Annotated in this window: 9 protein-coding genes and 1 pseudogene; 1 reads left to right on the forward strand and 9 read right to left on the reverse strand. The window is 67.2% G+C overall.

All coding sequences use genetic code 11. The annotated features are described in order from the left end of the window. From B4E30_RS16260 to B4E30_RS16300, 9 genes are all read right to left on the reverse strand, one after another. Positions 1-668 (reverse strand): DeoR/GlpR family DNA-binding transcription regulator (locus B4E30_RS16260; RefSeq protein ID WP_286796291.1); only part of this gene is annotated, 668 nt, incomplete at its 3' end. Between the two features lie 16 nt (positions 669-684). Next, a complete protein-coding gene (locus tag B4E30_RS16265; protein WP_349676967.1) occupies positions 685-1,467 on the reverse strand; it encodes a triose-phosphate isomerase family protein in 783 nt (260 codons plus the stop codon). After that, positions 1,460-1,933, reverse strand: a complete 474-nt coding sequence (locus tag B4E30_RS16270; RefSeq protein ID WP_286796292.1) for a ribose-5-phosphate isomerase — start codon at positions 1,931-1,933, stop codon at positions 1,460-1,462. Before B4E30_RS16270 ends, B4E30_RS16265 begins: the two co-directional genes overlap by 8 nt. Positions 1,934-1,953: 20 nt before the next feature. Continuing rightward, positions 1,954-3,666, reverse strand: coding sequence for a dihydroxyacetone kinase family protein (locus B4E30_RS16275; RefSeq protein WP_194383886.1), 1,713 nt, complete (start codon positions 3,664-3,666; stop codon positions 1,954-1,956). A gap of 89 nt (positions 3,667-3,755) precedes the next feature. Next, positions 3,756-4,742 carry a D-ribose ABC transporter substrate-binding protein gene (locus tag B4E30_RS16280; RefSeq protein WP_194383887.1) on the reverse strand — a complete coding sequence of 329 codons (987 nt, stop codon included), beginning with the start codon at positions 4,740-4,742 and terminating at the stop codon, positions 3,756-3,758. A gap of 53 nt (positions 4,743-4,795) precedes the next feature. Then, positions 4,796-5,932 (reverse strand): ABC transporter permease, encoded by a 1,137-nt coding sequence (locus tag B4E30_RS16285; RefSeq protein WP_194383888.1) that lies wholly within the window; start codon positions 5,930-5,932, stop codon positions 4,796-4,798. Between the two features lie 22 nt (positions 5,933-5,954). Beyond that, complete coding sequence (locus B4E30_RS16290; RefSeq protein WP_286796294.1) at positions 5,955-7,484, reverse strand: sugar ABC transporter ATP-binding protein; 1,530 nt, start codon at positions 7,482-7,484, stop codon at positions 5,955-5,957. Then, complete coding sequence (locus B4E30_RS16295; RefSeq protein WP_286796296.1) at positions 7,481-8,140, reverse strand: DUF2291 family protein; 660 nt, start codon at positions 8,138-8,140, stop codon at positions 7,481-7,483. Before B4E30_RS16295 ends, B4E30_RS16290 begins: the two co-directional genes overlap by 4 nt. After that, a complete protein-coding gene (locus B4E30_RS16300) occupies positions 8,137-9,168 on the reverse strand; it encodes a zinc-dependent alcohol dehydrogenase family protein (protein WP_286796298.1) in 1,032 nt (343 codons plus the stop codon). The genes B4E30_RS16295 and B4E30_RS16300 overlap by 4 nt, the downstream gene beginning before the upstream one ends. Positions 9,169-9,371: 203 nt before the next feature. Here B4E30_RS16300 and B4E30_RS16305 point away from each other — a divergent pair. Then, positions 9,372-10,601 (forward strand): annotated as a pseudogene (locus B4E30_RS16305) (transketolase); the annotation flags it as partial.

Raw genomic sequence — 10,601 nt, forward strand, 5'->3', positions numbered from 1 at the left:
GTGTGGTCGACGAGAAGGATGCGGCGACTGGCGACCTCGAACATCGCCCCCTTCACATCGACAGTCTCAAGTGACTGGTGGAAGGCGATGTCATCCGAGACCGCGGCGGTGGACATGAGGAAGACGTCTGCGCGCATCGCCTCGATCGCCGAGGTCGTCATCCGCCCCATGAAGGCGCTGCACCAGTTGTAGTACTGCCCGCCGAGCCCCAGCATCGTTATGTCGTTGGCACCTCGGAGCTCTTCCATGATGGTGAGCGTGTTCGTGATGACCGTCAGCGGCCTCTTCGCGACCAGGTGGGGGACCATGTGCATGACGGTCGTGCTGTCATCGAGCATGATCGCCTGTCCGGGGTCGATGAAGTCCATCGCCGCGAGAGCGATCGCCTCCTTCTCCTCGGATTGGCGATTGGAGCGATAGACGGCGCTCGACTCGACCAGTGGCGTGGCCATCGCCGTCGCCACTCCGCGGCTCTTCCGAAGTAGTCCCAGACTCGCCAGCTCGTCGAGATCTCGGTGGACGGTCATGACGCTGATGCCGAACTGCTCCGCGAGCTGCTCGATACGTATGACGCCCGCCGCCATGACCGCCTCGGTGATCGCCTTCTGACGCGCAGCCTGGCGGTCCTGCCGCGAGCTCGGCTCCGCAGCTGCCTCGGGGGTGGTCATCGTTCCTCCTGCAAGCTCACGATAGCGCGGCCGCCTCATCGAGGATGCCCGCGAACGACGCCGGGTCGTGTGCGAAACGACCGAGGAAGAGCCCGTCGACCGCTCCGGAGAGTTCGGTGAGGGTTCCTCGCTGGGCGCTTCCGCCGTAGATCAGTCGCGTCCCTCCGCCGGTTCGAGTGATGCCGGCGCGCAGGAACGCGGCGACCTCACGGACGTAAGCCGGCGGCGCGGGTGTCGGTCGGCCGATCGCCCATTCGGGCTCGTAGGCAACGAGCAGCTCCGTCATCTCGCCGACACCCGCCAGGATGGAGCGGACCTGCTCGAGACAGCGCGAAGCCGCCGCGGCGGGATCGGATCGTTCGGGCTCGCCGATGCACAGAACCGGCGTGAGCTGATTCCGCACGGCGGCCCGCATCTTCGCGCGCGCGACATCCGGGCCCTCGCCGAAGACGGTGCGACGCTCGGCATGCCCGATCTCGACGAGACGGCACCCGATCTCGTGCAGATCTGCACCGCTCACGGCACCGGTGTGCGCCCCACGGTCGTCGGTGTGCAAGTCCTGTGCACCGACGCGCACCTTCGTCCTGACCAGTGCATCTCTCACGCCCGGGAACGCCGGGAGTGAGGGGAGCACGAACACCTCCACGGCACCGGATCGCACGGCGGCATGCGTGCGCGCGATCCGCGCGATCTCGGCCGCCCACCGCCGCGATTGCTCCACCCCAAGATACGACTTGAGGCTCACCCCCAGAACACGCGGAACGGGTCGCGCGGAGGCTGCGGCGCCGGGCTCATCCACAGGTACCCGTCTGCTCGTAGGCGTTGATCGCGGCCACCTTCGCAGCAGACGGCGATGTCTCGTCGAAGACGTAGCCGAGCCACTCGCGTGCGAGTCGTCGAGCAAGCTCGAGGCCGATGACGCGCTGGCCGAAGGCCAGCACCTGGGCGTTGTTGCTGAGCACGGCCCGCTCGACGCTGAAGCCGTCATGCGCGGTGACGGCACGGACGCCGTCGACCTTGTTCGCAGCGATGGCCACACCGAGGCCGGTGCCGCACACGAGGAGCGCGCGATCGGCTGCGCCGTCACGGATGCGCTCGGCGGCGGCGACCGCGACCTTCGGGTACGCCGTGTGTCCGTCGGCATCGACACCGACGTCGACGACGGACGCGACGCGCGGGTCCGCCTCGAGGTCGGCCTTCAGCTGCTCCTTGTACTCGTATCCGGCGTCGTCACAGCCGACGACGATGCGCCACTTCTCAGTCATGGGATTCCTTTCGACGGGTCTCAGTGATCGCCGAGCGTGTCGGCGACGGCGGTGACGGCCAGGGCGAGCGAAATCGCGCCGGGGTCGGGCGTGCCGAGGCTCTTCTCCGTGTGCGGGCGCGCGCGCCCCACGCGCGGAATCAGGTCGGCCGTTCGGTGAGCGGCGTCCGTCGCGGCCCCCGCGGCGCGGCGCCATGCGGTCAACAGATCAGCACCTTCCGCCGTCTGCTCCGCCAGCTCGTGCGCGAACGGCACCAGCGCATCGACGAGGGTCTTGTCTCCCTCTTCGGCTCCCCCGTAGTCCTGTACCGCCTTGCGGGCAGCCTCGATACCTGCTGCCACGGTGGTGGCGGCCGGGGCGGACACATCGCCGATGGTGGCCCCCAGCGCTCGGAGAGCCGCCCCCCAGAGGGCACCGGATGTGCCGCCGGCCTTGTCGGCCCACGCGTCACCCGCGGCGATCAGCACCGCCCCCGCGCCGGCACTGCTCTCCGACGCCGCCCGCGCTGCTTCATCGGCCGCGCGCACTCCGCGCTGCATTCCGATGCCATGGTCACCGTCGCCGGCAACGGCGTCCAGACGCCCCAGCTCGTCCGCCTCACGGTCGATGACCGCCTTGATGGCGGCGATCGCGGCGACCACCCGTACACCCGCCTCGGCGGATTCAGCGGTTCCCGCGGCGATCGACTGCTCGATCGCCGCGTCATTCTCGAGGACGGCTTCGGTGCCGGACGTCTCGACGGCACCCTTGCGGTACGCGGGCGTGTAGGCGGGCGAGCGCCATGCCGCTTCGAGTTCCTCGTCGAGCCACGTCAGGGTGAGGGAGACCCCCGCCATCTCGAAGCTCGTGGCGTACTCGCCCACCTCCGGCTCGATGACGATGAGCCCCGCCTCGTCCAGGAGCCGCTCCACCGCGCCGTACACGACGAACAGCTCCTCCGCCTTCACGGAGCCGAGGCCGTTGACGATGACGGCGACGCGCGTGCCGTGATCGTCCGGCGCATCGGCGAGCAGACCCTCGACGAGGAGTCGCGCGATCTCATCTGCCGTTCCGAGCGGTCGCACCTCGAGTCCCGGTTCCCCGTGGATGCCCATACCCACGGCCATCTGGCCCTCTGGCACCGTGAAGAGCGGAGCGTCGGCTCCCGGCAAGGTACAGCCCGAGAAGGCGACGCCGAGAGAACGAGTGCGCGCATTGGCACGCGCGGCGATGCCGGCGACCGTGTCAAGATCGAACCCCTGCGCCGACGCCCAGCCGGCTGCCCGGAACACCGCCAGGTCGCCGGCGATCCCGCGCCTCTTGTGCGCCTCGCTGGAAGGCGCGCTGCAGACGTCATCGGTCACCCTCACGGTGCGGCAGGGGATTCCCTCGTCGATCAGTCGCTGCTGCGCGAGGTCGAAGTTCAGCACGTCTCCGGCGTAGTTGCCGTATGACAGCAGCACACCGGCATCCGTGGCGACCGACCGGGCGACGGAGCAGATCTGCTGGGTGCTCGGCGAGGCGAAGACATTCCCCATGGCAGCTGCGTGAGCAAGACCCTCGCCGACGAGGCCCGCGAAGGCGGGGTAGTGACCGGAGCCGCCGCCGATGACGACGGCGACGTTTCCGGCAGGCGTCCGGGTGCGGCGTGCGACGCCGCCCGGAACCCGTCGCACCAGTGATCGATGCACGGAGACGAAGCCCGCGGCGGATTCGTCGGCGAAGCCTTCGGAAGTGTTGAGGACGTAGCTCATGATGTCTTTCGTTCGTGGTGTGGGGGCGGATGCCGGCGGGCACCGCCCCCACGGGCCGCGCGGGAGCGCGCGACCGGTCCGGATCCGGCTCAGCCGGAGTAGGTGAAGGGCCCCGTCATGTTCGCGACGTTGTCGGCGGTGATGAGGATGCAGTCGAAGGACTGCTTCTCGGTCTCGGGAGCCTCACCGGTGCGGATGTACTCATCCGCGAGCCGCACTGCCTCCTCGGAGAAGACGGCCACCGGCTGCAGGACGGTGTAGGCCATCTCTCCGGCCTCGACCGCGGCGACGGCGTCGGGAGAACCGTCGAAGCCGCCGACGACCACGCCGTCGAGCTGGCCCGCCTCCTGAAGCGCAGCGATCGCGCCCAGAGCCATCTCGTCGTTACCGGAGATCACGCCGTTGATGTCGGAGTTGGCCTGCATGAGGGCCTGCATCTTGTTCCGTCCCTCGGTGCGGTCCCAGTTGGCGACCTCTTCACCGACCTCGACGAGGTCGGGGTATTGCGTGATGACGGTCGAGAACCCATTCGATCGCGTCTGCGCGTTGTTGTCCGACGGTGCGCCGAACAGCTCCACGTAGTTGCCCGCCTCCTCCATCTGCGCAACCCACTCCTGAGCTCCGATGGCGGCACCCTGCGAGTTGTTGGAGACGAGCTGGGCCAGCGCGATTCCCGACTCGTTGATCTCCGCGTTGACCAGGAACACCGGGATGCCGGCATCCGTGGCCTTCTGCACGGCGGCGACGGAGCCGTCGGCGTTCGCCGGGTCGAGGATGATGGCGGCGGACTGGTTCGAGATCGCCGTGTCGATCAGCGAGTTCTCCGTGTTGGTGTCGCCGTTGTGGGCTCCGACCGTCGCTTCGTATCCGAGCTCTTCCGCGGTCGCCTGAGCAACGTCGCCCTCGGTCTTCCAGTAGGGGTTGGCGGGATCGTTCACGATGATCGTGATGAGACCACCGGCCTCACCCTCCTCCGCCGCGCCCGATGAGTCGGCCGGTTCTCCGGAAGAGCATGCGCTCACGCCCAGCGCGAGTGCACCCGCAGCGAGGGCGGCGATGACCTTCTTGCGAAACATGGATCGTCCTTTCTTGGTGACCCGACAGCGTTCTCGATGCCGGGATGGTGCGGTCAGGAGGAGCGTCCGGCGGTGGCCGGCTGGGCCTCTCCCGACGAGGACGGCGCCGACGGACCCGTCGGGGACGGGGGCGACGCCGGGTTCGAGGGTGCGGCCGGGCGGCGCCGGCGACCGTACTGCAGGGTGTTCAGCAGGACCGCCACGACGATGACCGCTCCCATGAAGACCATCTGCCAGTAGGCGGAGACCCCCACGATCACGAGCCCGTCGGCGAGGAAGCCGATCACGAAGGCTCCGAGCAGCGTTCCCCGGATGTTGCCGCGGCCGCCGGAGAGGGCGGCGCCGCCGATCACCACGGCAGCGATCGCCGTGAGCTCGTAGGTGTTTCCCGCGGTCGGGCTCGCGCTCGTCAGCGTCGACGCCAGGATGAGGCCCGCGACCGCGGCGCACATGCCGGAGATCACGTAGACCGAGACCTTCACACGACGGACCGGGACACCGGACAGCTCGGCTGCCCGCTCGTTTCCCCCGGAGGCGTAGAGCCACCGGCCGAATCGCGTGCGGCCGAGAACATAGCCCAGCACGATCGCGACGATGCCCATGATGATGACGCCGATCGGGATCCCCAGAATGCGGTTGAATCCGAGCCATGCGAAACCGGTGTTCCCGAGAGCCGGATCGCCGTCCAGGTCGTTGATCGTCAGTCCGTTGGTCATGAGGAGGGCGAGTCCGCGCACGACGTAGAGCATCCCGAGCGTCGCCACGAACGGAGCCACCTTGAATCGCGCGACGAGGATGCCGTTGACGAGCCCGACCAGCGCGCCGACACCGACGGACAGGAGGACGACCACCGGAACGCTCGGAAAGAGGATCACGCCGAAGATGTTGATCGGCACCCCTTGCAGGAGGAAGCCTCCGATCACGGCCGAGAAGCCGAGGGTCGACCCGACCGAGAGGTCGATGCCCCCGTTGAGGATCACCATGAGCATCCCCATGCCCAGCAGTGCGTAGATGGCGACGTGCGACGCCATGATCAGCAGGTTCTCCACCGTGAGGTAGTTGGGAGAGAGGAGGGAGAACACCACGATGATGAGGATGAGAGCGAGGAACGCCCGCCCCTCCAGGAGCAGCTTCGCCAGCGAGAATTCCTTGCGCTTGGCGAGGATGGTGGTGGTTGTCGTCGTCGTCATTGTCCGATCCGTTCTGGACTCTCTATGCGGCCACGGACTCGCCGGAGGCGGCCATGATCATGTCCTTGGTGGCGTCGGGACCGAACTCTGCCGAGATCCGGCCGCGGCGCATCACGATGATCCGGTGGGCGATGCTGAGGCACTCGCCCACCTCTGAAGTGGAGTAGATGACGGCGAGGCCGTCTCGTGCGCGATCGGCGAGGAGTCGGAAGACCTCGCCTTTCGCACCGACGTCGATTCCTCGGCTGGGCTCGTCGAGGAGCATGACGCGAGGCTCGGTGGCGATGATCTTGCCGATCACGACCTTCTGCTGGTTGCCTCCGGACAGCGCTCCGATCAGCTGATCCGGGCCGGAGGTCTTGACCGTCACGGTCTGGATGAGATCCCGCGCCCGCTCCTTCTCGCGCCGACGGGAGAGCATGCCGCGCGAGAGGCTCCGCGTCAGACTCGCCAGCGTGAGATTCGTCCCCACATCGAAGGTCTGGACGAGGCCGTCGCGCTGCCGGTCCTCCGGGACCAGCCCGACGCCGGCGTCGATGCGCTCGGCGATCGACAGCGGCGCCAGCGACGCGCCGTCCAGCAGAACGTCACCCTCCGCGACGTCTTCCTTTCCGGCGATCGCCTCGAGCAGTTCGGTGCGTCCGGCGCCCATCAGCCCGTAGATGCAGACGATCTCACCCTTGCGCACGTCGAGACTCAACCGATTCACGATCGCGCGCTCGGGGTTCTCCGGGTCGACGACGGTGAGGTCTCTGACCTGCAGGATCGCCTCGCCGAACTCGTATCCGGTCGGTGGCGACCCGAGATCGAAGTTCTCGCCGACCATGTTCCGCACGATCCACTCGAGGTCGATGTTGGCTCGCTCGTCGCGCGCCGTCATCGTGCCGTCTCGGAGCACCACCGCGTGGTCGGTGACCTCGAGCGCTTCTTCGAGATGGTGCGAGATGTACACGATCGCGACTCCGCGGGCGAGGAGATCGCGGATGATGCCGAAGAGCACCTCCACCTCTGCCGCGGCGAGAGCCGACGTCGGCTCGTCCATGATCAGGATGCGGGAGTTCACCGACAGGGCGCGGGCGATCTCGACGATCTGCTGTTGACCGACCCGCAGATCGTGCACGAGCGTGTCCGGTGCGATCGGCAGCTGCATCTCATCGAGCAGCGCCTGCGTCTGACGCGTCTCCTCGGCGTAGTCGACGCCCAGGGGACCGCGGATCTCCCTCCCCATGAAGATGTTGTCCCGCACGGAGAGATTCGGCGCGAGGCTGAGCTCCTGATGGATGATCGAGATGCCCCGGTCGCGGGCCTCGTTGGTGGAGGCGAACGTCACCGGCTTCCCGTCCAGGACGATCTGTCCCGACGTCGGCTGCTCCACGCCGGAGAGGATCTTCATGAGGGTGGACTTGCCGGCGCCGTTCTCTCCGAAGAGGGTCGTGACGGTCCCCCGCCGGATCTCGAAATTGACCCCCTTGAGGGCGCGGGTTCCGCCGTACGTCTTGACGATGTCGCGTGCTTCCAGCACGACGTGGTCGTAGTCGGCCTCACGGCTCATGACACCGACACCTCCACCGGGGTCACCAACCACGACTCGGGGTTGATGAGCGTGAACGCTCCGGTGACCGTGATCGTCTCGCCGGTCAGCGCCTCCGAGTCGATATCGGCCAGCACGGCGGCCTTCATCTCCTCATTGAGCGCGGACCCGGCATTCTGATAGTCGATCTGGTTGGTGAACTGCCCGAACGTGATCTCCCCGGTCGCATCGCGCAGCTCGGTGCCGTTGATCGCCGGACCGGTCTGAACACGGATCAGAAGATCGTCCGGCACTCCTTCGACGTCGACCTCATAGATTCCGGACTGCCCTTCTCCGACGACACCGGTGAAGGTCACGCTGAAGACGGGTCCCCCCGAACTCTCGACGGCGTACTCCGCCGCGGCGGCCTCCGGGTCGGCGGCGATAGCCTCGGCGAGTTCCTGTGCCTCCACCGCCTGCGCGACGATATCGGACTGGACCGTCGGGAAGGTCTCCGCGCCGAAGGTCGCCGCATCGAATTCCACGGCACCCTGCGCCAGCGGATCATCCGCCGCGACGACCCGCGTTCCGAGCGCCATGCCGACGACCACCAGAACCCCGACAGCGATCCAGATCCACATCGCTTTCCGCGACGAGCCGCTGCGGCCTGCCTTCGCGCGTGCGGTCGTGTCGCTCACAGGAGCACCCGCGACTCGGTGTCGTTGGGACGGATCTGGAGCTTGCGCCCTTCGCCCTTGCGGAACATCTCCAGCGCCTGGGAGTAGTCGTCGAGGGTGAAGGAATGACTGATCATCGCGGTCGCGTTGATCGCCCCGGCCTCGAACAGTTCGACCGCGCGGCCGAAGGAGTTCAGCACCGCCATCGTCCCGACGATCGAGATCTCATCCCGATAGACGCGGAAAGGAGAGAACTGCGCGGTCTTGTCGGCCGGTGCGACACCGAAGTCCTGAAAGAAGCCTGCGGGCTTGACGCGCGTGAGCGCGTCTTCGATCGCGCGGATGTTTCCCGTGCAGTCGATCACGACGTCCCACTTCTCGCGGTCGGCGTCGTCTGCCGAGGTGTAGCGGAGGGCGATGCCGCACTCCTGCGCCGTCTTGAGCCTCTCCGCATTCAGATCGATGATCGTGACGGTGGCGGCGCCCGCCTTCGTCGCCAGCTGCGCCATGAGCAATCCCATGGTGCCGGCGCCGTAGACGAGCACGTGGTCGCCGAGCCGCCGGGGCAGCACGTCCCAGCCGCGGATGGCGCACGCCAGGGGCTCGATGAGCGCGGCTTCATAGAGGTCGGTTTCGGGCTTGAGCTTGTAGACGTTGCTCGCCGGCGCAGTGAAGTACTCCTGGGATGCACCGTCCGAAGCCACCACGCCGAGTCCGTTCCAGAACCGGCAGAGGTTCTGATGGCCGTTCAGACAGTACTCGCACTCGCCGCACGTGGTGCTGGGGTTCACCGCCACGTGGTCGCCGACGGCGAAGTCGAAGACGCCGGAGTTGACGCCGTCGCCGAGCGCGACGATGGTGCCGGTCGCTTCGTGTCCGGGCACGAGGGGGAAGATCGTCCCCTCGAACTCCCCGTCGAACACATGAGTGTCCGTCCCGCAGATCCCCACGGCCGCCGTCTGGATGAGGATCTCTTTGTAACCGGGCTCGGGCCGGTCTCGGTTCTCGAGGGCGAGGGCCCCTTCGTCTGTGAAGACAATCGCGCGCATCTTTGCTCCCGTACTCGTCGTCACCGAAGACGCGGGTACGCTCCCGAGCCTCGGCGCTCTCCCCATTCGAATGGGGCCGGAGGTCTTCCTCCGTGTGATGTTGAATGTGATCTTGACACGCTTTCACGTGACAAGCAACATCTGTTTATAACATTTGTGTCGAGGTGAGCGGATGCGACCTCACAGCGATCAAAGGAGACGCCGTGGTGCAGCTGACATGGGAAGAGATCGATCGGCGCGCGGTGGACACCGTGCGCGTGCTGGCGGCGGATGCTGTCGAGAAGGTCGGCAATGGTCACCCCGGAACGGCGATGAGTCTCGCTCCGGCGGCGTATCTGCTGTATCAGCGGGTGATGAACCACGACCCCGCGGATGTGCACTGGCCGGGTCGTGATCGTTTCATCCTCTCTGCGGGGCATTCGTCGTTGACGCAGTACATCCAGCTGTATCTGGGTGGGTTCGGGTTGGAGCTGCAGGACCTGAAGGAGCTGCGGACGTGGGGGTCGAAGACCCCGGGTCACCCGGAGTTCGGTCACACCGACGGTGTGGAGATCACGACCGGACCGTTGGGTCAGGGACTGGCCTCGTCGGTCGGGTTCGCGTACGCGGCCCGGTATGAGCGGGGCCTGTTCGACCCGGAGTCCGCGCCGGGTGAGTCGCCGTTCGATCACACCATCTATGTGATCGCCTCGGATGGGGACATCCAGGAGGGCATCACCAGCGAGGCCTCCTCGTTGGCCGGGCATCAGGAGCTCGGCAATCTCGTCGTCATCTACGACGCGAACCAGATCTCGATCGAGGACGACACCGACGTCGCGTTCACCGAGGACGTCGCCGCCCGCTACGCCGCGTACGGCTGGCATGTGCAGACGGTGGATTGGAAGAAGACGGGCGAGTACGTCGAAGACGTCGCCGAGCTTCACGCAGCCCTCGAGGCGGCGAAGGCCGAGACGTCGAAGCCGTCGATCATCGTGCTGAAGACGATCATCGGGTGGCCCTCGCCGGGCAAGCAGAACACCGGGAAGATCCACGGCTCCAAGCTCGGCGAGGACGAGTTGAAGGCGACGAAGGAGGTGCTCGGGTGGGACCCGGAGCAGACCTTCGTGGTGCCCGACGACGTCCTCGAACACACTCGTTCACTCGCCGACCGCGGCGCAGAAGCGCGCGCGGCGTGGCAGGAGAAGTTCGACGCGTGGGCCGGCGCGCACCCCGAGCGCAAGGCGCTGTGGGACCGCATCAACGCCCGCGAGCTCCCCGCCGATCTCGCCGATGCGCTCCCGGTGTTCGAGGCGGGCAAGGACGTGTCCACCCGTGCCGCGTCGGGGCAGGTCATCAACGCCCTGGCCGACAAGCTCCCCGAGCTATGGGGCGGCTCGGCCGACCTCGCCGAGTCGAACCTCACCACCATCAAGAACGCCGCCTCGTTCATCCCG

It is taken from the genome of Microbacterium sp. UBA3394 (assembly GCF_002358725.1).
GTDB classification, from domain to species: domain Bacteria; phylum Actinomycetota; class Actinomycetes; order Actinomycetales; family Microbacteriaceae; genus Microbacterium; species Microbacterium luteum.

What these genes read in the sequence shown, in the direction of transcription:
- B4E30_RS16270 (WP_286796292.1), bottom strand. Translation starts at nt 1,933, where the DNA reads ATGACTGAGAAGTGGCGCATCGTCGTCGGCTGTGACGACGCCGGATAC.
- B4E30_RS16275 (WP_194383886.1), bottom strand. Translation starts at nt 3,666, where the DNA reads ATGAGCTACGTCCTCAACACTTCCGAAGGCTTCGCCGACGAATCCGCC.
- B4E30_RS16280 (WP_194383887.1), bottom strand. Translation starts at nt 4,742, where the DNA reads ATGTTTCGCAAGAAGGTCATCGCCGCCCTCGCTGCGGGTGCACTCGCG.
- B4E30_RS16285 (WP_194383888.1), bottom strand. Translation starts at nt 5,932, where the DNA reads ATGACGACGACGACAACCACCACCATCCTCGCCAAGCGCAAGGAATTC.
- B4E30_RS16290 (WP_286796294.1), bottom strand. Translation starts at nt 7,484, where the DNA reads ATGAGCCGTGAGGCCGACTACGACCACGTCGTGCTGGAAGCACGCGAC.
- B4E30_RS16300 (WP_286796298.1), bottom strand. Translation starts at nt 9,168, where the DNA reads ATGCGCGCGATTGTCTTCACAGACGAAGGGGCCCTCGCCCTCGAGAAC.